The sequence below is a fragment of the Vibrio sp. 10N.247.311.47 genome (assembly GCF_041467535.1).
In the GTDB taxonomy this organism is placed as follows: domain Bacteria; phylum Pseudomonadota; class Gammaproteobacteria; order Enterobacterales; family Vibrionaceae; genus Vibrio; species Vibrio crassostreae_C.
The window spans coordinates 108,380-131,657 of sequence record NZ_JBFSUR010000003.1 but is presented as its reverse complement, the minus strand read 5'-3'; the positions used below and the strand labels follow the sequence as shown (position 1 = coordinate 131,657).

The 23,278-nt window shown below is 42.6% G+C and carries 22 protein-coding genes and 3 pseudogenes; 16 read left to right on the top strand and 9 right to left on the bottom strand.

The window, feature by feature from the left end; translation table 11 throughout:
- Positions 1-263: 263 nt before the first annotated feature.
- Positions 264-479: pseudogene (locus AB6E51_RS03380) on the top strand (alpha/beta fold hydrolase); the annotation flags it as partial.
- 449 nt (positions 480-928) lie between these two features.
- Here the strand turns inward: AB6E51_RS03380 and AB6E51_RS03375 are convergent.
- Complete coding sequence (locus AB6E51_RS03375; RefSeq protein WP_017085638.1) at positions 929-1,828, bottom strand: HNH endonuclease; 900 nt, start codon at positions 1,826-1,828, stop codon at positions 929-931.
- 307 nt (positions 1,829-2,135) lie between these two features.
- Between AB6E51_RS03375 and AB6E51_RS03370 the strand changes: the two are divergent.
- Together AB6E51_RS03370 and AB6E51_RS03365 are read left to right on the top strand one after the other, a co-directional pair.
- A pseudogene (locus tag AB6E51_RS03370) lies at positions 2,136-2,342 on the top strand (alpha/beta fold hydrolase); the annotation flags it as partial.
- Positions 2,343-2,649: 307 nt separating this feature from the next.
- Positions 2,650-3,576: a hypothetical protein gene (locus AB6E51_RS03365; RefSeq protein WP_102333218.1), complete on the top strand. Its 927-nt coding sequence runs from the start codon at positions 2,650-2,652 to the stop codon at positions 3,574-3,576.
- 122 nt (positions 3,577-3,698) lie between these two features.
- On the opposite strand, the gene AB6E51_RS03360 is transcribed toward AB6E51_RS03365, so the two are convergent.
- On the bottom strand, positions 3,699-4,079 hold the full coding sequence (locus AB6E51_RS03360) for a hypothetical protein (protein WP_065583532.1): 381 nt from the start codon (positions 4,077-4,079) through the stop codon (positions 3,699-3,701).
- A gap of 607 nt (positions 4,080-4,686) precedes the next feature.
- On the opposite strand from AB6E51_RS03360, the gene AB6E51_RS03355 reads away from it, so the two are divergent.
- The 3 genes from AB6E51_RS03355 to AB6E51_RS03345 all read left to right on the top strand — a co-directional run bounded on the left by AB6E51_RS03355 (position 4,687) and on the right by AB6E51_RS03345 (position 6,825).
- Positions 4,687-4,830, top strand: a complete 144-nt coding sequence (locus tag AB6E51_RS03355; RefSeq protein WP_157938615.1) for a hypothetical protein — start codon at positions 4,687-4,689, stop codon at positions 4,828-4,830.
- Between the two features lie 75 nt (positions 4,831-4,905).
- A complete protein-coding gene (locus AB6E51_RS03350) occupies positions 4,906-5,637 on the top strand; it encodes a GTPase (protein ID WP_065583531.1) in 732 nt (243 codons plus the stop codon).
- Between the two features lie 45 nt (positions 5,638-5,682).
- Positions 5,683-6,825 carry an MFS transporter gene (locus AB6E51_RS03345; protein WP_065583540.1) on the top strand — a complete coding sequence of 381 codons (1,143 nt, stop codon included), beginning with the start codon at positions 5,683-5,685 and terminating at the stop codon, positions 6,823-6,825.
- Positions 6,826-6,921: 96 nt separating this feature from the next.
- Here AB6E51_RS03345 and AB6E51_RS03340 read toward each other — a convergent pair whose 3' ends face one another.
- The gene (locus AB6E51_RS03340; protein ID WP_017059070.1) at positions 6,922-8,430 is read right to left on the bottom strand and encodes a DUF3360 domain-containing protein; all 1,509 of its coding nucleotides are present in this window, start codon (positions 8,428-8,430) and stop codon (positions 6,922-6,924) included.
- Between the two features lie 317 nt (positions 8,431-8,747).
- Between AB6E51_RS03340 and AB6E51_RS03335 the strand changes: the two genes are divergently transcribed.
- The 3 genes from AB6E51_RS03335 to AB6E51_RS03325 all read left to right on the top strand — a co-directional run bounded on the left by AB6E51_RS03335 (position 8,748) and on the right by AB6E51_RS03325 (position 10,426).
- Positions 8,748-9,086: a hypothetical protein gene (locus tag AB6E51_RS03335; RefSeq protein WP_017059071.1), complete on the top strand. Its 339-nt coding sequence runs from the start codon at positions 8,748-8,750 to the stop codon at positions 9,084-9,086.
- An 83-nt stretch (positions 9,087-9,169) separates the two neighbouring features.
- Positions 9,170-10,042 carry a patatin-like phospholipase family protein gene (locus AB6E51_RS03330; RefSeq protein ID WP_017070388.1) on the top strand — a complete coding sequence of 291 codons (873 nt, stop codon included), beginning with the start codon at positions 9,170-9,172 and terminating at the stop codon, positions 10,040-10,042.
- 15 nt (positions 10,043-10,057) lie between these two features.
- Positions 10,058-10,426 carry a hypothetical protein gene (locus AB6E51_RS03325; RefSeq protein WP_032546992.1) on the top strand — a complete coding sequence of 123 codons (369 nt, stop codon included), beginning with the start codon at positions 10,058-10,060 and terminating at the stop codon, positions 10,424-10,426.
- A gap of 201 nt (positions 10,427-10,627) precedes the next feature.
- On the opposite strand, the gene AB6E51_RS03320 is transcribed toward AB6E51_RS03325, so the two are convergent.
- The 3 genes from AB6E51_RS03320 to AB6E51_RS03310 form a co-directional block, all read right to left on the bottom strand.
- A complete protein-coding gene (locus AB6E51_RS03320) occupies positions 10,628-11,308 on the bottom strand; it encodes a haloacid dehalogenase type II (protein WP_017065459.1) in 681 nt (226 codons plus the stop codon).
- Positions 11,309-11,505: 197 nt separating this feature from the next.
- A complete protein-coding gene (locus AB6E51_RS03315; RefSeq protein ID WP_017059075.1) occupies positions 11,506-12,309 on the bottom strand; it encodes a MetQ/NlpA family ABC transporter substrate-binding protein in 804 nt (267 codons plus the stop codon).
- A gap of 331 nt (positions 12,310-12,640) precedes the next feature.
- On the bottom strand, positions 12,641-13,549 hold the full coding sequence (locus tag AB6E51_RS03310; protein WP_017059076.1) for a dienelactone hydrolase family protein: 909 nt from the start codon (positions 13,547-13,549) through the stop codon (positions 12,641-12,643).
- Between the two features lie 408 nt (positions 13,550-13,957).
- On the opposite strand from AB6E51_RS03310, the gene AB6E51_RS03305 reads away from it, so the two are divergent.
- Entirely contained in the window at positions 13,958-14,584 is a 627-nt protein-coding gene (locus AB6E51_RS03305) for a hypothetical protein (RefSeq protein ID WP_017065460.1), read from the top strand.
- An 11-nt stretch (positions 14,585-14,595) separates the two neighbouring features.
- Here the strand turns inward: AB6E51_RS03305 and AB6E51_RS03300 are convergent.
- Positions 14,596-14,688 (bottom strand): annotated as a pseudogene (locus tag AB6E51_RS03300) (Lrp/AsnC family transcriptional regulator); the annotation flags it as partial.
- A 240-nt stretch (positions 14,689-14,928) separates the two neighbouring features.
- On the opposite strand from AB6E51_RS03300, the gene dctP reads away from it, so the two are divergent.
- The 5 genes from dctP (at position 14,929) to AB6E51_RS03275 (ending at position 19,803) form a co-directional block, all read left to right on the top strand.
- Positions 14,929-15,945: a TRAP transporter substrate-binding protein DctP gene (dctP, locus tag AB6E51_RS03295; protein ID WP_017059078.1), complete on the top strand. Its 1,017-nt coding sequence runs from the start codon at positions 14,929-14,931 to the stop codon at positions 15,943-15,945.
- A 77-nt stretch (positions 15,946-16,022) separates the two neighbouring features.
- Positions 16,023-16,490 (top strand): TRAP transporter small permease, encoded by a 468-nt coding sequence (locus tag AB6E51_RS03290; protein ID WP_080582201.1) that lies wholly within the window; start codon positions 16,023-16,025, stop codon positions 16,488-16,490.
- Positions 16,487-17,764, top strand: coding sequence for a TRAP transporter large permease (locus AB6E51_RS03285; RefSeq protein ID WP_017059080.1), 1,278 nt, complete (start codon positions 16,487-16,489; stop codon positions 17,762-17,764). The genes AB6E51_RS03290 and AB6E51_RS03285 overlap by 4 nt, the downstream gene beginning before the upstream one ends.
- Positions 17,764-18,507 (top strand): M15 family metallopeptidase, encoded by a 744-nt coding sequence (locus AB6E51_RS03280; RefSeq protein WP_017059081.1) that lies wholly within the window; start codon positions 17,764-17,766, stop codon positions 18,505-18,507. Before AB6E51_RS03285 ends, AB6E51_RS03280 begins: the two co-directional genes overlap by 1 nt.
- A 42-nt stretch (positions 18,508-18,549) precedes the next feature.
- Entirely contained in the window at positions 18,550-19,803 is a 1,254-nt protein-coding gene (locus AB6E51_RS03275) for a D-amino acid dehydrogenase (RefSeq protein WP_017059082.1), read from the top strand.
- A gap of 169 nt (positions 19,804-19,972) precedes the next feature.
- On the opposite strand, the gene AB6E51_RS03270 is transcribed toward AB6E51_RS03275, so the two are convergent.
- The gene (locus AB6E51_RS03270; RefSeq protein WP_017059083.1) at positions 19,973-20,428 is read right to left on the bottom strand and encodes an Lrp/AsnC family transcriptional regulator; all 456 of its coding nucleotides are present in this window, start codon (positions 20,426-20,428) and stop codon (positions 19,973-19,975) included.
- A gap of 142 nt (positions 20,429-20,570) precedes the next feature.
- Between AB6E51_RS03270 and AB6E51_RS03265 the strand changes: the two genes are divergently transcribed.
- Positions 20,571-22,382 carry a PLP-dependent transferase gene (locus AB6E51_RS03265; protein WP_372058496.1) on the top strand — a complete coding sequence of 604 codons (1,812 nt, stop codon included), beginning with the start codon at positions 20,571-20,573 and terminating at the stop codon, positions 22,380-22,382.
- 300 nt (positions 22,383-22,682) lie between these two features.
- Here the strand turns inward: AB6E51_RS03265 and AB6E51_RS03260 are convergent, their stop codons facing one another.
- Positions 22,683-23,246, bottom strand: a complete 564-nt coding sequence (locus tag AB6E51_RS03260; RefSeq protein ID WP_372058494.1) for a LysR substrate-binding domain-containing protein — start codon at positions 23,244-23,246, stop codon at positions 22,683-22,685.
- Positions 23,247-23,278: the final 32 nt, after the last annotated feature.

The window sequence follows — 23,278 nt, the reverse complement described above, 5'->3', positions numbered from 1 at the left end:
AACCTTTTATAAATAGTGATGGAGTTAAAATTACATCGTTCTTCCATCACTAGAATCAAACATAGACAAAGATTATCATATCAATTGGTTGAGTATTTTGAATTGACTCAATATTCGTTATCAATACTAAAAGTAAGCAACAAAAGATTGTTAACCCTTAGTTAAAACATCCTTGACCCGTCTACAGCTTCACACTTTATAGTGGCTATATTGATTGAGAGGGGCGCTTTCTGCGTTCCCTCCAAAGTAAGTAGAGAGACACTATGAAACGTTTAATACTAAACATCACACTCTTGATATTCATGACGCTTAGTAGCGTGAGTGCCATGGCTCATAATTCAAAAGTTAATTACGGTATTGCGATATCTCACGATGGTGAGCAAATTGCGTATAGCGAAAGTGGGAGTGGGGATACGACGCTGATCTTCATTCACGGTTGGAGCTTAGACAGTAGGCTGTGGCAAAATCAAGTTAGTGAAGGCTTTTTTACGTGCTGTACAGCTCCCGAAACGACTAGGGCAGATGCACGTAAGAATAGGCTGATAATCCCCTCCTAGCCTCCCCTTGGTTTACATCTCCAATCTCTTGTTTGGTTATGGGAAAGGGGAGGAACTGAATACCGGTCGCTGCATGTGCTGCTATATGTCCAGCGAAAAAGAATGTTCTCCCCCTCGAACGTTAATCTAAAGAGATCGTTTTACTCCATTTGAGGGGGATCTAGAGGGGGAGGCTTTGTTCTACTAGAACTAATCAATGCAACGTTGATGAAAGCGGTGAAGTCAGTGAAAGAGGGCAGTTGTAACTGTTCGAGAGAAAAACTAAGGCCTCGCGATTGCGGGGCCTTTTTGTTCTTTACGAAGTTCTCATCGACAAGTTTAGTTGAATCCCTTTGGAGTATCGAGACGTTAAGTAGTCGAGTCGCGTTAGTTTAATTTGTTTGCGAAATTTTGAAGTTGAACTCGTTGTTATGTGCTTCTAAATACTTTTCAAATCGATCACGATGAACTTCGCTTAGTTCTTCAGCGCAAAGTTCTTCTCCGCTTTGAATACCTAACCCTTTCAGTAAAGAAACATTTAGTTTGGGTGATAACCGCGATATGTACTTCGAGCCTTTTTTGATGAAGGTTAGTAAGTGAGCGTCAAATAGTTTATCAATATGAGCACAAAGTAGGATACCATTTGCGCCATCAAGTCTCTGTTCATCACTGTCACATTTGGACCAAGGAACTATGTGAGATGCAATCAAAATCTCGCGTACACTTGTAAGTGTTAATGCACAGCACTCACCATTTCCCCATGAGTTGATAACGTTTTGTCTAAATTGTCCCTGCCCAATACGAGAGAGAACTAAGCTTTCACGTTCTGTCTTATCGGTAGTACTGCCGAATATACCGTTAACGTCTTGCGCTACGTTGGGTAAAGGCATTTTTGAGTACTTTGCTTTATGGTTACCGATCGCATAGTACTCATCGCCAATGACCTCAAGGGACATCTCAGACACTTCTTCTATGTACTCTTTTATTTTGGCGCTGCCTGTATCAACATAACTGTCGTTATCTTCATCCCAGATTATTGGAAATGTTCTTAATGAATAACGTTCATTTTCCACCAACTTGATGTACTCAAGAGCTTCGCCAAATGCATTGACCCTACGTCCTTCGTTATTGAACTCCCAGTCCATAGAAAAAATCAACGATCTTTCTCGGTCTGTATTGACATCCCATGCACCAAAATACACTTCCTTTTTTTCGTGATTAACAAAGGCCCACCCATAACGAGCATTTCGATTCGTTGCGCCGTAGGATTCCATAAATTTTTTGCGTGACATTGTCTACCTTACTTTTTAGTTAGCGTTTCTTAATTTTAATCTAGGAGTTGTTTACATAGTGAATAGCCGTCAAATCAGGAGGAGACCGTCCAATCTAGTAGTTAATCAACGTTCATTATAAAGAAATGATCGGGTAAAGGCTTATGAAACTATTGGTGAGCGAGCGCTCTACATTAAACAATGCGTAAGTGATTTAGCTGAGACACAAAGCCTTGCCACTACAGTCTACAACTTCACACTTTATAGTGTCTACATTGAATGAGAGGGGCGCTTTCTGTGTTCCCTCCAAAGTAAGTAGAGAGACACTATGAAACGTTTAATTGTAAACATCACACTCTTGGTATTCATGGCGCTTGGCAGCATTAATGCAATGGCTCATGATTCAACGGTTAAGTATGGTATCGCGATATCTCACGATGGTGAGCAAATTGCGTATGGCAAAAGTGGGAGTGGGGATACGACGCTGATCTTCATTCACGGTTGGAGCTTAGACAGCAGTTCAACACAACATCAATGAAAGCGGTTAAGTCAGTGAAGTAGGGCAGTTGTAATCATTGTATAGCTAAAACTAAGGCCTCGCGTGTGCGAGGCTTTTTTTGTTCGTTGGAGGCTTTGCTAGATACATTCAATTCAATTTCCGACTAATGATCGCATCGTTCACTCGTTTATGGTCCTTAAACGACGGCCTCATAGTTATATAAATGGTCTACCAACCACCCCTAGATACGTACTTAGCACCACTGTTATTAGCAAGGGCTGACCGAATCTAGTGGTGCTTTCTATTGATAATCACTTTAACTATGTGTTTAGGACGTTCTGCTATGGCTAAGAAAATAATATTCATTCATGGTCGCGCTCAAAAGCCCGATAAAGCTCCCCTTCAAGCACTCTGGTACGAGGCTATAGAACATGGCTTGCAGCGAGATTGTGGAGACTCAAGTTCATTACAAGCTTTTAAAGATGTCGATAAACGGTTTGTTTATTACGGTGAACTATCAAACACATTGTTAGAGAAACTAACGGAAGACCCTGCAAGTCGGCAGCAAGCGTTGTCTGAACTCAAAAAGTACAAGACAAGCCAGTTCAATAAAACAACGTATAACAAGGTATCTAAAATTGGTTTTCTAAAAGAGGCGTTAGCAGATACTTTTTCATCGCTATTTGGAAAACTGGGTGTGGCTGAGACACTCATAATGAAGGTCGCGCCGGACATGGCGCATTATTGGTATGAAGATACCTATTTTGGCAGCGATGTCAGGCATAGGCTAATGGTTGAGCTGAAGGAAGCGCTTGATAATCAGGATGACGTGATGATTGTATCGCACAGTCTCGGGTCGATGATCAGTTATGACGTGCTGTGGAAGTTGTCTCATTACGGAGAGTATAGACACGACTATGGTGCGGATAAGAAGGTCAACTTATTGCTGACGCTCGGGTCCCCGTTAGGCGATGAAAACGTAAAAGATAGGCTAAAAGGGAGCCGCTTGAAAGATGAGAAGAAGTACCCTTTAAACATTCAGCAATGGATAAACATATCGGCAGAAGATGATTTTATCTCTCATGACAGCAAAATTAGAAATGACTTTAAAGATATGCTCAAACTTGGTCTGATACCCGGCGGAATGAAAGATATCAACCCAGTCTATAACCTTAATATTCGAAACGGAAAAAGCAATCCGCATGCTTCCATCGGTTATCTAATTAATCCTAAATTCATCAAAGTATTGGATGAATGGCTCTCTAGTTGATGTGGTTTTACTATCGCCAATTACTTCGGTGATCGTTCGTTGAAACTTAGATAAAACAAAGCCTCGCGTGCGCGAGGCCTTTTTGTTTGTGCTGACGAGGCAACTGACTTGGACAATATTAACTACTCTGTGTAGATAGCTATTCCATTAACCGTCTGTTCTGAAACAGGGATTAAGTACTGGTAGTCTGTGCCGACGCCTCCCAATACTACAGAGCTGTTGCTTCCTGTCGCTTGAAGTAAGACCCCATTAGCTCCTAGTTTGGCCGCCTGATTTTTTAACTCTTCGATTGCATAGTCGATGGAGCCTTGTTTCGTCATCCCTGCATCACTAGATGCGTCAACTAAAGCTATTTTTTCATAGCTCTCAGGCGCTTCAAGATATAGCGTAACCTCTTGAGGTGTAATTGGGTCTCTGGCTTCACCGACTAATATTGCTGAACCAGATGCACAGCCAACTAAAAATAGCGTTATAGAAAGAGCTAAGGCTTTAAAGATATTCATTGGTATTAGGTCTGTTTCTGGAATTAGGCGCGGAGTATAGCGAAATAAGACCATCTTTTAATTATGGGTATTGTAACAAGTTGCGTTATTGCTTGTGAATCAGATGCATATGAGACTTGACCTATAATCCCCTCCTAACCTCCCCTTGGTTTACATCTCCAATTTCTTGTTGGTAGCGGGAAAGGGGAGGAACTGAATACAGATCGCTACATGTGCAGCGCCAAAGAATGTTCTCCCCCTCGGACGTATATCTAATGAGATCGGTGAACTCCATTTGAGGGGGAGCTAGAGGGGGGAGGTTTGGGTTTAATTGAACCGTTCCACGGAATTTCATTAACTGCGACAAGTCTGTGACTTTGTTTTACTTATTATTCAATCCAACTGGCACAGACCTGATTTGTACATCATCGTCAGCGACAAATAATAATCTCCAATGAATTTATCAAAGAAGTAAAAGCTCCCTGAATACTTATCAATCCCAAAAAATAACATTCTAAAAATGATCGTGTAACAATTTGTTAACGAGTTGTATTGTCTCTGTGTTCTTTGTCTTAGTTGCATATCGTTACCAAGCTCAGAACATACCATTATTTTTGAGGATCTGAATATGAACGGAAAACTAATAGCGGCTTTATCGTTAAAACTTAAGAAGCAAGATATCTCTAGCCAACCTCCAAGACTGGTACGCTCAAATGCTGCTTTTGAACCGAATCCAGCCCCGTCAGAACACCACAAAAAAGAGTCTCGCTAATTAGCTTGCTCCCTCTTAATAAGGCACTCGAGAGAGTGTCTTATTGAAGATGTGTGCTGAGGAAAGGAATGGTTTATGAATAATATACAAAACAGTCTCTATAGTTTATTTGACACCCAAGGTGTGAGTCTTTCAAAAGAATACAAGGATTGCATTGAGAAATATTTAGTATCTGATTTGTCTTTCACTTCTGAGATGATGAATGGTTTGGCTCGAACTATTTTTCAAAATAAAAAGATGATGGCTTACTACCTTTTACACAATGCAATCGATGAGGCTAAAGGTGCGGCAAGGTTACGAATGATCGCAGAGCGGTATGCAGATGATGAATTAAGGCCGCTTATGTTGCGTCATTATAACGATGAGATGAATCATTCTACGTTGTTTGCCAGCCTTATCCCTTTTACTGGGTACGAGACAGAAACGCATGAACATGAAGTTCAATATGAGTTAGATAAAGTCATGAACTTTGACGATGAGCTTAAGACATTCCTGTTTAGGGTTCACTCTATTGAAATACGTTCATGGCGTTTACTGTTACTGCATTTGGCGATCATCGATGAGTCTGACGATGATTACATGAAACAAATGCGTCCAACGATTCAAAAAATCTTAGAAGATGAAATGCAGCATGTGTGTTACACCGGGAAATATGTCAGTCGTTGGTTACATGCTGAGCCACACTTAAGCAAAGTTTTTGTTGAGTGCATTACCCACACGAATAAAGAAACATGGGAAGACCTCTCTTCGATGGCTTTATTCATGCGCGATCATATTCATGATTTTCTTTTAGAATCGGCGGTTTAAATGACTCTCTGGCTTAGGCTTTTAACATCGCGGAGCTCATTCGCGATGTTGGTTATCATCGCTATCGCGTCAGTGATAGCGAATACTGGATGGCGAGTCGTGATGAATAACTTCGCTGTCGACACTGTTGGTATGACCGGGGCTGATGTGGGTGTATTGCAGAGTGTCAGGGAAATCCCAGGCTTGCTCTCATTTACCGTTTTGTTTCTGTTGTTCATCGCTTCAGAACAAAGAGTCGCTGTACTGTCGGTTGCAATATTAGGGCTAGGCGTTGCCGTGACGGGGTATTTGCCTTCGATTTATGGCTTCTATTTCAGCACGACGATCATGTCTATTGGTTTCCATTATTTAGAAGCGGTGAACAAATCACTCTCAACACAGTTGTTAGCGACTAAGAACTTCAGTGAATCAATGGGGAAAATTCGATCTGCTGCCTCTTTCTTCTCGATGGTGACTTTTCTATGCATTATGGTCGCGAGCTATCTTTTTGACGTTTCAGATAAGGCTATTTTCTTTACTTGTGGAGCAATATGTTTCTGGCTAGCGGTGTACTTGGTCACGTTTAAAAATACTCATACAGAGGTTAAACAACACACTAAACTCATTGTCCGACGTGAATACACGACCTATTACATTCTTACCTTTTTGAGTGGAGCAAGAAGACAGATCTTTGTGGCATTTGCTGGCTTACTGATGGTGACCAAGTTCCACTATACGATTGCGATGATGGCCGCTTTATTTATGGTATCCAGCTTAGCAGCAACTCTTGCTCTACCTTATGTTGGGAGATTTATCGACCGAGTCGGAGAGAGGCTAGCTTTGATCATTGAGTATGCCGCGTTAGTGTTGGTGTTCCTATCTTACGCATTTGTGGATGATCATTATGCGGCAGCGGGGTTGTATGTTGTCGACAGTATCATTTTTAGTTTTGCGATCGCTTTGAACACCTACTTTAAAAAGACAATTCGGGAAGATGAAGTGGCTTCAACGGCGAGTTTGTCATTCACCATCAACCATATTGCAGCGGTGTTCCTACCATTTCTGTTGGGAATCATCTGGATGTCTGGTTATCAATGGGTGTTTGTTTCTGGAGCAGTGATTGCTTTGATTAGTCTGTTGGTTTCGTTGACTATGGGAACGCAGCTTCATCAGCGAATTAATGGATTCGATAAGCTACAGAAACAATAGCGACACTCATTTATCTCACTGGTTTGATAGATAAAACAAGGCCTCGCGATTGCGAGGCCTTTTTGCGTTCTTACTAAAACTAAATATTAATCGAGCTTAACGAAAGCTCGGGATAATCGCTGGAATCCCCGGTAGAAGGCCAACCAACGCCATTACACCACTAAGCACAATAAACATAGTTCCAGGCAACACCCAACGGCTCATTTTACTCAGTTCACTACTACGTTCTTTACAACCGACTAAGCCTAAGTTGTCCAACAGCATGGTGAGAGCCCAACCAAATGCAGGGTTAACGAGCGCTGAAGAAAATACAACAATCGCTGCCGACTGTGTGGTTTTTCCTTCACGCGTCATTTCCATTCCAGCTTCTAGCAATGGCACAAATACCCCAACAATAAGTGCTACACACAATACAGGTTGCCAGATAGCTAGATCCATCGGGTAACCCCAAACTGCGGCGATGATACAGAACAGAGCTGTGAGCAGCGCGCCAGCAGGAATAGGGCGTTTAGCTATCGCCGCTGGTACTATGTAAGTACCCCATGAAGATGTAAAGTTAGTACCGCCAAGCAGAGAACCGAACGTTTGACGAATTGATGCCGTGGTCATGGTGTCGTCGATGTTCATGTGTACTTTTTCGGTACGTTCTGGGTAGCTGATCTTTTGGAATACTTGATGCCCTAAGAAATCCGGTGACCACATCGCTACGGCTAGAATCGCAAACGGCAATACCACCATGAAGTGTTCAATCGTCGGTAGGCCTAGCATCCAACCTGTATCTTCTCCCCACCAATACATAGGGTTCATGTTGGGCAAGCCTGGCTCAGTGTGGAAAGCAAATGGGGCGCCCATGGCAAATGCAATCGTACCACCCAACAAGCAGCTAAGAGGTACTGCTAACCAACGTTTGCGGAAGTGTTCCAGTAGCGCGTACAAGATAATGGTGCAAAAGATCACCACAAACGCGATGTGGCTCATACCGATTCCTTCAGCCCAAGCGAAAAGCTTTTTCACTTGAGAGGCGGTTCCAACAAAGCCGAGGTAGAGCAATAAGCCGCCACACACGCCTTTACTGGTGAGGTTGGCCAACATGCTGCCACCTTTACTGATGGCTAAGATGAGGCCAAAAGCGCCAATCAACAGGCCAAACGCCATCGGGTGTCCACCTGCTGCAACCACAATCGGAATCAAAGGGATAAGTGGGCCGTGGGTCCCTGCGAGGTTTGCAGTCGGCAATAAAAAGCCAGAGAAAATAATAATGAAAACAGAGGCGATGAGCAGTTCATAACGAACGTTTTCTAGAATGAAGTCTTCATTTAATCCGAGAGCCCCAGCAAAGGTGGCTGCAATCGCGCCCACCATAACCACTTTACCAATGGTCGCCGCCATCGCTGGGATGGTGTCTTCTATCTCAAATCGATAATCTTTAAACGGCAAATTTGGACGCCAGCGCTTAGGCGACATGATTTGCAATTCGTGTTCTAGATACTGTTCTCGGGATTCAAACTCTGAGCTTGGTTTATGTTGTTGTTCATAGGTGAGTTCATCCTCATTGGCTTGAGGCTTCTCTGTTTGTATATGTGCGGACTCTAAAGTAGTGCTCATTTTGATTCCTTTCGTTCACACTCTTAGGTGTGTTATTCCAACAAACGTTGTTGACTCACGGTATGAAGTGCAAACAATGCGTCAACTTATAATTAAAAACCCATTAACATTTAGTTGTTAGTACCTTATACCAAACCAAAAAAAACAAATAGACTCAGTCGGTTAGACATTAGTCGTAGAGTCGGACGACTAGTATTAGACCCTGTAGATAGTATGTGTCTGGTTATTTGTAGTCCCTTAATTTCTCCCACGTTCTGCACTTGATAGTGATAGAATCTCCGCATTAGAGTTATCGAGAAACTAGGTATTTATAAACAATGTTTATCCATCACGTAAACGGCATCGACTGGCTGGTAATTACAGCCTTTGAAGAACTGAAAACTATGTTTATCGAAGATGCAGGCCCAATCCCAGCTTGCTTTTCTACCGCCAGCGAGTTGAGCCTGATTGATCAAGCCAAACGCAGTTATGGATTTTTGCCTAAACTCCGCGGTGTGATCACCGATACCGGCACTTTTCAAAGTAGAGATATTGAAGAAGATTTGAACCCACAGCTTGCGTGTATCGTTGAAGGGCGTGGTCGGGTTTTTATCTATCACGGCGACTACGTGGCTTTTGTCGATGACGAGCAAACCTTCATTACCCGTATGGACTGAGAGTGATTCAGTGAGTTGAGATCGGCGAATTGGTAAATCGGCGAGTTAGCCCACCTAGAATTTAAAACTAAAGGATTAATATGATGGCAAAAACGATCTCATTGGTACTTGGCAGTGGTGGCGCAAGAGGCTTGGTTCACGTTGGAGTCATCCGCTGGTTAATTGAGCATGGCTATCAGATAAAATCCATTTCTGGCTGTTCAATTGGCGCACTTATCGGTGGTGTCTACGCTGCGGGCAAGTTGGATGAATTTGAAGAGTGGGTCACCAGTATCGACCAAGGTGATATGGCGATGTTGTTGGACTTTTCATGGCAGTCGAGTGGTATGTTCAAAGGGGACAAGATCATCGACACTCTGCGTGGACTGATCGGCGAGATTTCAATTGAAGATCTGCCCATCCCTTATACCGCAGTTGCCGCTAACGTCGCCGATGAAAAAGAGGTTTGGCTGCAATCAGGTTCTCTGTTTGATGCCATTCGCGCCTCTATCTCTTTGCCACTGTTCTTGACCCCTCACGTTATCAATGGAGAAGTGCTGATTGATGGCGGCGTTCTTAATCCCGTACCGATTGCGCCTACCTTTGGTGATAATACAGACTTTACACTGGCTGTGAATTTAGGTGGTGAACCTGAAATGGTTAAACAGGAAGTGATACCGGTTTCCCTGCCAACAAAAGAGAGCAACCTGCATGAGAAGGTTGTGCATTTTATCGATAACCTCGGTAGCAGTGTAAAAAGCAAAATGAGCTTCAACTTTGCTTTTTACGATATTGCCAACCAAGCATTTGATGCGATGCAATCGACCATTGCTCGCCAAAAGTTGGCCGCTTACCCCGCCGATATCACGCTTGAGATCCCACGCAATGCTTGTGGCACCCTAGAGTTTGATCGCTCACAAGAGATGATCGACAGAGGCTACCACTTAGCACAGGCTAAACTGGGCAATCGACTTTAATGTATTTGCTGCTGAATGAGGGTAACTATGGAAACTGAACTCAAACTATCTGAACTCAAAGAATTGGTCACAACAAAAGATGTCATCGTGCTCACCAGCATAGAAGAGCCTGCTGTATCTTGGTTGATAGATTGCTATCAAGAGAATGCTGATATCCAAATTATCGAAAACGCACACCAACTAGATACTGAAGCGATTTTGCGGCAATGCAGAAGCAGCCTTAACGAAAGTAAAAAGGTCATCCTTACAGCGCAGTTTCGTAGTCAACTGCCTATCATCAATATCGCTTCACTGTGTAATGAGCAGCGCAAATCATTGATCAATATTGAGCTATCAGGCTGGGATGAAGACAAACGCGTTCCTCATTCTTACAGTAGTTTCTAGCTTATATTTGTTGCTAGCTTATATTTGTTGCTAGCTTATATTTGTTGCTAGGTAACTGCAGTTTTTAGGTAACCGACAGCGTCTCTATAACCAGAGCAGTTCAACACAAGGTTGATCAAAGCGGTTAAGTCAGTGTCCGGAATTTGTTGACCACTACAGGGTGGTTGTATCGAATCAGGAGTAGAAAAGTCTCTTGAGATTTTACTTGTCTAAATTGTGCTTAATTATTTGTTCCACCACACCATTCATCGTCCTTGAGCTAATCTCCGGTTTCAAATACAAGGAATGATACTCAACTCCTGTTCGGTCTATATAGGCTGCTTGTAAGCCAGCGGATAGCGCACCATGAGTGTCCCAATCATGAGTAGCGACAAGACGAAGGTTTTCGACAGGCTCTTTTAAAGTTTCGGCTGCAAAGTTATACACATCTGAATTGGGTTTGAAACTGCCTGTTTCTTCAACGGAAATGACGGTGTCGAAATAATCTTCTAAGCCTGAGTTCTTGATTTGAGAAGTGATGAGATCGAGGGATGAGTTGGAAAAAGCGACGGTTTTAAACCCGTTCTCGCGCAATTTGAGCAAAGACGCTTTGATATCTGTGTGCGGTGGTAGATTGGCAAAAGAAGTTAACAAGGCACCTTTGCTTTCCGCCGTTAAATCACACTTGTACCGTTGTGCAATAGCGTTGAGCGCTGCATTCGCTAATTCAGAAAAAGTAGATTTTACGTTTGTTGCGATGCAAACCGTTGAAGAGTGTAAAAGCTTTGAAAACCAAAGTGATAATGCATCCTCCTTTCCAAACACCGCTTTAAATTTAGGCTGTAATGACTCCAAATTTAAAACCGTTTCGTTTATATCAAAAAGTATCACTTCTTTTTTCATGCAAAGCCCCCAGATTTAATTGAATTTTATGCTTACATAATCTGCTCTGACGATATGGTTTTCAACCTCCATTCAAGTAACTAAAGCTTTGCTCTCTAATTTGAAAAGAAGCTGGAATGCGTCAACGACAACCCGCCAACTCAAATCTGGCGTTGCTTTATGAGTATCATGCAACGCCAAATCTGAAACGATTTAGCTTAATTTGCGGCTTCGATGGTGCCTTTGAAAGTGCTGTCTAAAAAGTCATTGATCTCTTGTGAGTGGTAAATTGAGATAATCTTTTTATACGTTTCATTATTTTTGTCTTCTTCTCGCGCCGCAACAACCATCACTGCTAAAGGTGCGTCTTTTTTCTCTAAGTAAATGCCTTGTTTCTTAGGGTCGAGTCCAGCCGACATTACATAGTTCATGGTGATTGCAGCAGCATCTACATCGTCAAGAGAGCGGGGTAGCTGCGCGGCATCCACTTCAACAAATCGAATGTTCTTCGGGTTGCTAACAATATCGTTTAAAGACGCGTTGAAACCAGCGTTGTCTTTTAATGAGATCAGCCCTGCATCTTCAAGCAGTAATAGTCCACGCCCGCCATTCGTTGGATCGTTTGGAATCGCGATTCGAGCGTTTTCGGGAATAGAATCAAGCGAAGTGTACTTGTTCGAGTAAACGCCCATACGCATCAAAATTGAACGTCCGATAGAAACTAACTGGCTATCGTGATTGGCATTAAAGTTATCGAGGAATGGCTGATGCTGGTAACTGTTCAGTTGGATACTTCCATCATCTAATGCTGCGTTAGGGGTGATATAGTCTGAGAACTCGACGAGTTCAATGTTTATCCCTTGCTTTGCTGCTTCTTTGGCAACAGCTTGTACAACTTGTGCATGTGGGCCAACTGTCGCCCCAATCTTGATGACAGCCTCGTCTTTTTTTCCACATCCTGTTACACCGAATACGAAAGCTAATGCCAACAGGGATGCTGTGATTTTTTTGTAGCTGTTCATGATAACTCCATTTAATAAATAAAAGACATGTAGACGTCTAGCTATCTATATTATCTATTTGCGCGATCGGGTCAATAGGTTTGTTTGAAGCGAAGTTACATTGATGAGCGGTTAAGTCAGTGAATCAACGAGGCTTCTGTACGTGAGATTCGACCGACAATCCCCTTCTAACCCCCTTGGTTTACATCTCAAACCTATTGTTGGTAATGGGAAAAGGGAGGAACTGATTACCGACCAACAAAGGCCTCGCGAGTGCGAGGCCTTTTGGGTTTTGTAGGGAATAGGGCAGTCACTCGGAATCTAAAGAAAACGGGTTCAGTAAAGCTAACTATTAAGAAAGCTTTTGGTTAAAGAACTCAAGTGTACGTTTCCAAGCTAACTCTGCTTCTTCTTCAGCATAGCGGCCAGTTGAATCGTTATGGAAGCCATGGTTCACGCCGTCATAGATGTAAGCTGTGTAGTCTGCTTCGTTCTCTTTGAGTTCGGCTTCATAATCTGGCCAAGTCGCATTCACGCGTTTATCGATTCCCGCAAATTGGATGAGCAAGGGGCCTTTTACATTTTTTCTTAAATCTGGTGCGGCAGGAGTACCATAAAATGGAACGCCTGCATCGAGTTGCTCTGGCATGACAGCGGCCAACATATTCACGATATAGCCACCGAAGCAGAAACCGACTGCGCCTAGCTTACCGTTACTTTTTTCATGGGACTTCAAGAAGTTTGCCGCTGCGATAAAGTCTTCTTCGATTTTCTCTTTTGATAGCGACTTCTGCATCGTTCGACCTTCATCATCATTACCTGGATACCCGCCAAGCGAATAGAGTGCATCAGGTGCAAACGCAATAAACCCCGCCGCTGCGAGTCGTCTTGCCACATCCTTTATGTATGGATTGAGGCCTCTATTTTCATGAATGACCAATACAACAGGCGCATTGCCCTCTAACTCTTTGGGTACAACCAAGTAACCATAGCCTTCGCCGTGTCCTTTAGGTGAAGGAAACTTCTCGTAGGTTGCTTTGATGGAAGGGTCATTGAAAGAGACTTGCTCTGCCTGCGCATAATTAGGAATCAGTGCAGAAGTTAGCGTCGTCATGGTTAAGCCAAGTACAGCTAGCCCAGATAGACGAGCCATAAACTCTCTGCGATCAATCAGGCCGTGTGCATATTCGTCGTACCAATCAAATGCTTCTTGAGGGATAGATCGAGTCGGCGTTGATTGAGATTCGGTATTTGGATTCATAACTTTTCCTTGTTGTGAGTTGTTTGACCAATCAACTATAGTGGAAAATTTGATATAATTGAACGATCACTCAATAACTTTTGAGCTATTTGTTATATCAAAGTACAAAAATTAGATGACAGTCCGATAAAACGATCACTTCGAATCGATTTCCATCGCTTTGGTTTGTTTTACGGAGCAATTCAATACAAGGTTGATTTGAGGGTTAAGTCAGTGAAGTCGGGTGTGATGATTGTTTGTTTTTAGGGAGGCTCTAAATCGAAGTTGGGCACATTAGAGCTAGGCTTATTTTCCGCAGACATGGACAAGTAAGTTTCAATGCAAAACGCTTGATTTTACTCTGGTATAATCTTTCTCATAGGGACGACCTTAGCGTTATCAGAACCTTCTTGATGAGAGATAAAATAGATGTTGAAACTTCTGCGTCAGATAAAAAAATGGAAACTTGTAACGTTTGGCTTACTGATGCTCATTGCCGCTTTTTTTATCTACAACCAGTTCGGGAACCGTATGTCCCGTGTCGACGAGGCAAAATTTCTAATCGGCCAACTGAATACTGTTTTGGATGCCGCTGAGCAATATTCTCGTGATAATGGCTCTCTGCCTCCTATTGCTTCCGATACCGATACGAACTTCGGCTACTTAAACATCAATCACTTAATTGCAAATCCGGGCTTATCCACATGGAAAGGGCCGTACCTACCTTATGAAGATACATGGATAGGTGGCGATCAGTACATCGACCACCCAGATTACATAGCAACGCAATTACTGCTTAAGGAAAAGGATAGTCTTTGGATAAGAGGAAGCTCCGAGACAGGTTGCGAATCGTCATCATCCACTTGCTCTGTTGCAGCTTGTATCTGGTTGGTACCAACAAAAGTCGCACAAGAAATTAATAAGATTGTGGACGGCAGTTCGAGTATAGAAAGCTCAGATGCGACAGGAAAAATACGTTACGAAAAAGCTTTTGGTGGCGCTCTTATCTGTATGATTGGAGATGATTATCCAATGCCTTCAGCACAGACAAATTAAGTCGTTTCTAATTACCTCACTGGCAACTTGGTCTTAGTTTTTACCTGACCGAAGGCGAAGCTGGATTCAATAGAAGCAATATTAGGCAGGCGAGTTAGTTGCTCTGTAGATACAATTAAGGCCTCGCGTGTAGGGGGGAACAAATAGCTTCCTGCTTGAAGTTTTAACTTATCGTTATACGATTTTACTAGATACTGAGATAGCAATCACGATTCTACCTTTTGTCATGTCTAACTCACCTTAATTGATAATAAATCAACACTATATGCATTGTTAAGTCAACGCACACTCCGTAATGTGAACTTTGAGTTGTTAATATGTTAAATAACATGGAGTTGGTTTTGATGAATATGATTCGTAAAGGAAAAGCTTTTAAACTATCCGCACTAGCTTTGGTCGGCATTTTTGGGTTGTCTGGCCTAGCACAAGCTCAATCTATTAACTTGAGCTATAACGGAGCCCCTGATGCTGATAAGAACGCAGTACATTTATTTGCTTCTAACCTAAAGTCTATCGTAGAGAATAATTCGAATGGCGAAATAGAACTAAAGTTATATCCAAATAGTATTTTGGGTGAAGAGCAAGAGCGCATGGAGCAGGTTATTAACTCACCTAGCCTGAACATTGCGTCTTTTAGTGGTATTTCACCTATTTTCCCCGAAATATTCGTCAGCTCTATCCCATTTATGTTCACAGATTTCGAGATTGCACGTAAGTTCTTCGATGAAGGTGACTACTGGAAGAGAGTACAAACTGAGTTTTATCAGAGAAATAACGCTCATCTTCTTGCCGTAGTGGAAGAGGGAGGCTTTCTCGCTTTTACTAACAATAAGCGTGAGATTCGTACACCAGATGATTTCAAAGGTCTAAAGTTCAGAGCGATGGATAAGAGCCAAGTGGCGTTATATGAGTCTTTTGGTGCGTCAGGTACACCTATACCATGGACTGAAGTCTATATGGCTCTCAAAATGGGTGTTGCTGATGGTCAAATGAACCCACCAATGTACATCATGATGGGTAGCTTAAATGAAGTTCAAAAGTACCTAACTTTAGCGAATGTACAATATTCAGACCAGTTCTTAGTCGCAAATGACAATTTGATGAAGAACCTCACAGATGAGCAACGCGAGATCTTACTCAGTGCTGTCAAAGAGGCTAACGATCTAAATAGAGAATCGGTTCAGTCTCAAGTTGAAAGCAGAATTGATTATCTATCCAAAAACGGTATGAATGTTTATCAACCAACTGAAGTGGAAATCGCACAATTTAGAGATGCTTCAAAAGAGTCTTATATCAGCTGGCTAGAAACTCAAGGTATCGATAAGAGCTGGGTAGACCTAGCGATGAAAGATATAAAGTAATTCGTTACAGCTAATTACCTTGAGTATTGGCGTCTCTTGGCGCCAATAATAATACCTTGCAAAGTTGTAGGTTTAATATGCTTGGCTATATAAAGAAAATATTATTGTCTTTATCTACATTGTGTTTGTTCGTAAATGTAGTTGTGTTACTTGGTGGTGTTTCATCTAGATATATATTTAATTCTTCGCCCATTTGGGTTGATGAAGCTGCGCGCTATCTTTTAATTGGATCCGTGATGTTGATGGCAGGAGTACTAATTACGACCAATGAGCATATGAGGCTCAGTATAGTTGATAAATTACCTAAAGGTAAATTGTCATTTATTGTGGTTATCTATCGTCATCTAATTACAACTGCTATCGCAGGATTCATGACGTATGCAAGTTATAATTATGCGATCTCTATTGCTAATTTTACAACGATTGGTTTGGGTATCAGTAAATCTATACCGTTGTACGCATTACCTATCGGTTTCTTTTTTATCACTATGTACTCAACAATTAAAATCGTAAGTGTAGTAACAGAGAAGGAAGGTTTGCGATGATAACTATAATATTAATTGTATTTTTGGTTAATTTATTTTTAGGTGTGCCACTTTTTATTTCTCTTTTGATTTCATCTATCGCTGGTTTCTTTTTTGTAGACATTGATTTGGCCTTCAGAATTATTCCGCAACAGTTCTTTAGCGGCATTGACAGTTTTTCACTTATGGCGGTTCCCTTGTTTATTCTCGCGGGTAACCTGCTCAATGAGAGTGGTTTAACCCCAAAATTAATGAACCTGTCTAAGGCGTTAGTCGGTCATTTAAAAGGTGGAGTTGGATATGTTAACGTCATCTCGAGCGTGTTCTTTGCTGGTGTAAATGGCTCAGCAGTAGCAGATACATCGGCGTTGGGTACTCTATTGGTTCCCGCGATGAAAAAAGAAGGTTATTCGACAGGGTTTGCTGCAAGCCTAACCGCGGGCAGTTCGCTTATTGGGCCTATTATTCCTCCCAGCATTTTTATGATTATTTATGCCTCGTTAACCAATACTTCAGTTGGGGATCTATTCTTAGCTGGCATAATGCCCGGACTGGCTCTGGGGGCAATCTTCTTTATTGTAAACTGGCGTTATGCGAGAAAGCACGACTTGCAGTCCTCTCAGACGAAACCGACCTTTAAGCATGTGTTTAGGGCAATCGTGCATGCTTTACCCGCTGTGTTCGCGCCAATACTGATCGTATCAAGCATTATATTGGGCTTTGTAACACCGACAGAATCTGGTGCTCTTATCGTTCTATATACTGTGATTGTGGGCTTGATCCTACGCACCCTGAAGTGGTCGAGTATCCTAAAAGCCATTATAGATGCGGCAAAACTCACAACTGCTATTTTTATTATTATTGCGTCGTCGTCTGTGCTTACATGGCTGTTGGGGTATGCTCAAGTACCGGCAGCGTTTGCGAGTTTGCTTACTCCTTTTATCGATAGCCCAATCATTATTTTGTTTGTATTGAGTGGTATTACATTCTTTGTAGGCATGCTAATGGAGGAAGTTTCTGCGCTAATGCTGTTGACTCCTGTATTTATACCTATTGCTACTTACGCGGGAGTTGATCCTGTTCACTTAGGTATTGTCATCACAATGAATATTACTATCGCGCTGATTACACCACCAATGGGCGCGTGTCTATATGTGGCGAGTGCGGTAAGTAAAATCGATCTAGCAGTGATGTTTAGAGAAATAATTCCATTTATTTTCTACGCATTATTAATTTTGTTCCTAGTGATATTAGTACCTGATTTTGTTCTTTTTATTCCGGGGGCACTTAACTAATGTTAGATAGAAAAGTAGATGCTTTGGAAATTCCTGAAATAGATATTCCTGTTTGGGATGAATTAGAAAAAATTGTAATTCATGAGTGCGGAGAACGCTTGGTTCCGTTATCACTTTCTGATGAACTTGTATGTTATCCGGCTTACTACAAGATGGGCGTTAAATATGCTGTACAAGAGTGTTTTGTTCGAGAAAGCGTCTTCGAGAAGTTGCTTTCGGTGGCTCGCAGTTTGCCAGATAACATTCGCTTGGTGGTGTTAGATGGGTGGAGACCGATACACGTTCAGGAGTATTTGTATGAGACGTTGATTAATCAACTTAAAAGAGCACCTGTTCATGCGGGCAAGGGTTTATCCGAACTCAGCTTAATCGCTAGAACATTGGTTTCTCCGCCGAGCACCAATGCAAATTGTCCGAGCCCTCATCAAACCGGTGGGTCAGTGGACGTAACTCTGTGTGATAGAGATGGACGTCTGTTAGATATGGGGACTCAATTTGATGAGAATAGCCTGCGTTCATGGTCGTGTGCTCTAGAGGGTTTTCCGGATACAGAGCTCACTCAAAACCGCCGTCTATTGTACAACGCAATGATAGGAGCAGGGTTTACTAACTTACCAAGCGAATGGTGGCATTACGACTATGGTAATCAAATGTGGGCGAATTATACCGGACGTAACGAAGCTATATATGGTGCGACGAGGCCATTAACCATTGAGCATTTATGGAACATTCAAGAAGGTTAGCAAGCATGTTTACGGGATTAAGTGGTAGTTGAGGAGGATGTTGTGGATGTTATCGTAATTGGTAGTGGTGTCATTGGCTTGACCAGTGCTTGGTATTTAGCAAAAGAGGGGCACTCGGTTACTGTGATAGAGCGCCAAGGTTCGAGTGGCAAAGAGACTAGTTTTGCTAATGCAGGGCAGATCTCTTATGGCTATTCCTCACCATGGGCTGCGCCTGGGATCCCTCTTAAAGCGATGAGATGGCTGACACAAGAACACGCGCCTTTAAAGGTGAAGCCATCATTGTCGCCAGAACTGGTCTCATGGGTGACAAAAATGCTCGCCAACTGCAGCGAAGAGAAATACGTTCAGAACAAGTCTCGTATGTTAAGGGTGGCAAACTTTAGTCGAGACTGCCTGACTAATTTGAGAGAGACAGAAAGCCTTTCTTACGAAGGACGCCAAAAAGGTACGTTACAGGTTTTTAGATCTAACAAGCAGCTAGATGCTGTTCAGAAGGATATGTTTCTTTTGAAAGAGAGCGGTATCGAGCATACGTTACTAAACGTAGAGCAATGCTTAGGTGTGGAAGCTGGGCTTTCAGATGTCAAAGAAAAGCTAGTAGGCGGGCTATATTTACCTGGTGATGAAACCGGAGACTGCTATCAGTTCTGCGTTGCGCTCACTGAAAAAGCACAGCGTTTGGGCGTGAAGTTTGTATTTGATACAGAGGTATATCGTCTGAATCAACATAAAGGCGTTTTGACAAGTGTTAGCACAAGTAAAGGTGACTTTGAAGCCGATGCCTACGTTGTTGCATGCGGCAGTTACTCTAGAGACTTATTAAAACAAGTAGACCTGTCGCTTCCTGTTTATCCAGTTAAAGGGTACTCACTTACAGTTCCTATTATTAACGCAGATAAGGCACCAACCTCAACCGTTATGGATGAGACGTATAAAGTCGCAATGACTCGATTTGATGACCGAATTCGCGTAGCAGGCACGGCAGAACTGGCTGGATTCAACACTCTGATTCCAGAGAAACGAAAAGCAACCATAAATATGGTGATAAAGGATCTATTTCCGTTCGGCGGTGATTTTTCGAAGGCGGATTATTGGACAGGGTTAAGACCCATGACTCCTGATGGTACTCCAATCATTGGTAAGACGCCGATTGAGAATCTCTTTACTAACACTGGACACGGTACTCTAGGTTGGACTATGGCTTGCGGTTCAGGAAAAATTCTTTCTGAGATAATTAGCCAATTAAGCACGACAATTAAAGCCGATGATCTTAGTGTATATCGATATCTCTAAGAGAAGCTAAGGTGAAACCTCAGCAGCGAAACGAAATTAATGGATAAAACTAAGGCCTCGCGTTTACGAGGCCTTAGTTCTTTGAGGGCTTTAACTCTAAATTGGGCAAAACTTTGTCAGTGCATATCAGCCTCAAGAACTCCTTAAACCAAACAGCTGCGTCACGCATTTACCTTACTGGCAGCTTAGTCTTTGTTTTTACCTGACCGAAGGCGAAACTGGATTCGATAGAAGCTATATTGGGTAGGCGGGTTAGTTGCTTGCGGATAAATTGCTCGTAGCTTTTGAGCGATTCACTGACCACATGCAAAAGGTAGTCGTGATTGCCTGTCATCAGAAAGCACTCTAACACCTCATCAATCACTTCAATGTGTTGTTCAAAGTCTCGCATATTCTCTTCAGTTGGCTTTTCAAGCTTCACCAACACAAACACATTGACTGGCAGGCCACACGCTTCTTGGTCGACACTGGCGTGGTAACCACGAATTATCCCTTGTTTCTCTAATGCTCGAACTCGGCGTAAGCAAGGAGAGGGCGACAGTGCTACTCGATCGGCCAACTCTTGATTAGACAGCCGAGCGTTGTTTTGCAGTTCAGCCAGTATTTTCTTGTCGATCTCGTCCATTGGCATAATCCATCAATATTGAATTTAGTTTGGCAATATTATTGCTCAAAGTGTATGTCTTACTTCGCAAATAGCAATTTTTAACATCTGCCCAAAACTAAAATTAAAGAAGGAACAACAAGCATGGAATGACTTAGGAATTATGAATACTTCAACTCAACTTAGCCCGCTGCGTAAAACCACCAAACACGAACAAGCAGAAGCCCTTGCCATTGAGCAAGCAAAGCACTTCGGTATCGATCCAAACAGTGATTACGGCGTCACGCTTATCGAACTGGCGACGACGCTGTACAAAGCCAATACCAAGACTCACGATCTTTGGGCATTGACGGTTGATGGACTTTCAGAGCTCGATAAAAGTGACCGAATCGCTTGGTTTAACGCCAAACGTTTTTTGTCATTCCAGATCGCTAAGATCCTCGATAATCTGCAAAACCCAATGCGCGCCACTTACCAGTCTATTGCCACCAATAATGGTAATTTTGCGTCTAAAGGTGCGTATCCAATTTTCGATAATGTCGCTGCTATATTTTCTGCAAGCCCTGTGATTACACGTACCGCGACCTATTTGTTTGCGTGTACAGAATGGATTGAAGATGCGTTTAACGGTAAAGAGCCGTTGCACGATATATATTCTCGACTGCTTAACCCTACATCGATTTCACTGGCTAACCATATGGTTGATATCGAGGCAGGCTCTAGAGCCAACGAATACCTCGCATGGAACTTTAATTCGGGTATGGCGGCCATTGATGGATTGTTGAGCCATTTACTTGGACATGAAGACATAGTCTTGGCTTCACGTAATATCTATGGCGGTTCTTACCAGTTGTTGGAAGATTGGTTTGGGAAACCGTCTAACCTAAATGTCGCGGTGGAGTGGGTGGATGGTTACTCCGGTGATGAGTTTGCGACGCGCCTTGATGAGGTTGCTCATAAATACGCAGATCGCATCGCTGCGGGTAAGAAAATCTACGTCTACCTAGAGTCACCGTGTAACCCGCATGGATACGTGTTGGATGTTGCTAGTATCAGTAAAGCTGGTCACTCTCGTGGTTGGGACGTAATTGTTGACTCGACAGTGGGGACTCCATTGCTGCATCCAGTACTAAAACGCGACGATGTGGCTGAAAGACCCGATTATGTGATTCACTCCTACACCAAAGAACTGGCGGGTTCTGGCACCACAACCGCTGGAGTTGTGATTGGCCGCAACGAGACCATGTTTATTCCAAAAGGAGAGGAGGTCACTTTCACCAAGTCCAACGGCGATGAGGTCACCATTCCATGGAACGAAACGCTGTTTTGGAATGTGTACTACATTAAGGGCGCATTCCTAGACGCAGACAAAGCGTTTGAAGTGCTCAATGGTATGAAAACGTATGAGATGCGAGTGGTGCAAAAAACGATTAATACACTGACTCTCGCGAAGATCTTTGATGCTCACCCTGACATCAACGTATCGTGTCCTGCTTTGCCAGATAGTGATAACTATGAACACTGCCAGAACAACATGTACTTGGGGCTACCAGCGGCGCTTTTCACTATCGATATGGAAGGCAATGGCGACCGTGCGCCAATCAATCGAGATGGCTTCAAACAGTTCTTCGACATGCTTGAGCCCGCTATCGGCATGCAAGTAAGTTTAGGGCAAACCAATACAGTGGCGCTGTGTCCAGCACTGACTACGCACTCAGAACTCAGTGATGAAGCGCTCAATGAAGCCGGTATCAAACCGACGACAATGCGTATCTCTATCGGCTTGGAAGATCCTCGAATGTTCATTGCTCATATTGTCGAGGCGGCTAAATTGTCGATTGACCGCAACCACGTAGATTTCTCATCCAGCTTCCCGGGTAGTGACAATATCGATGAAATCTATATGCAAACTTATATGGATGTACACCAGAGGTTTGTGAAAAGCTTGCCGAAGTTCAGTGAGCTGAGTCAGTAACTTAGGTCAGTAAGGAAAGCTAACAAGAGAAGTCAGCGAAGTAGGTTAGCTGTAAACGTTAAATGAAAAACGTAAGGCCTCGCATGTACGAGGCCTTTTGGTTTTCGAGTAATAACATAAACCAATCTAGAATAAATCTTAGAAAAATGCATCGATGAATCACCTAATAGCCTTTAACTCGTAGAATATGGGTAATTCATTTCTTATAACATAAGGCAAATATGAGTGGAAAAAGTAGTTTTTTGGACAACACTGATGTTGAGCACTTTTTCCACTCAATGAAGCTGCAATTAACGTTGGCTAGGGTCCTTTAATTAAAGACGCTATCGCCCCAAAACTTGGCGCACTAGCCACGATTTTTCTCTTCACTCCTCGTTTTTTAAGTATTGTGTCTATCTCAGTTTGGTGAGAATGCTCAAAAGACATGATGGCGTGAGGTTTGGAACAATATTGCTCTATCGTTGTTGGCGGTGTTTGCTTTTGAGGATTGTAAAAACAGACCTCTTGGTCAGAAAACAACTTAGTTTGAATTAAATCCGACTCGTTACTCGTTAGTTCAGGTGACAAAACAAGATCTACATCGCCAGACCTAAGTAATGAAGCCCACTGAAGTTGAGTTCTGGCTGGAGCTATGTGCAACGAGCTCATCGGCGCTGCTTTTTGGAAATCATGAAACATAGGTTTTATAACGGTTTCTATTTCATAGTCGTTAGCCGCGATGGAAAAAACTTTATCATCTATTAGTGGGTTGTATTGTTGTGAGCTTGCGAAAGCTTGCATCGCTATTACGATTTCTCTGGCCTTTTCAATAAGTTCTCCCGCCTTTGGCGTAGGCGCGATGCCTCTTCCTGAAGTGACAAACAATTCATTTTTTATGGATCAGGTCGCTGCTTTAA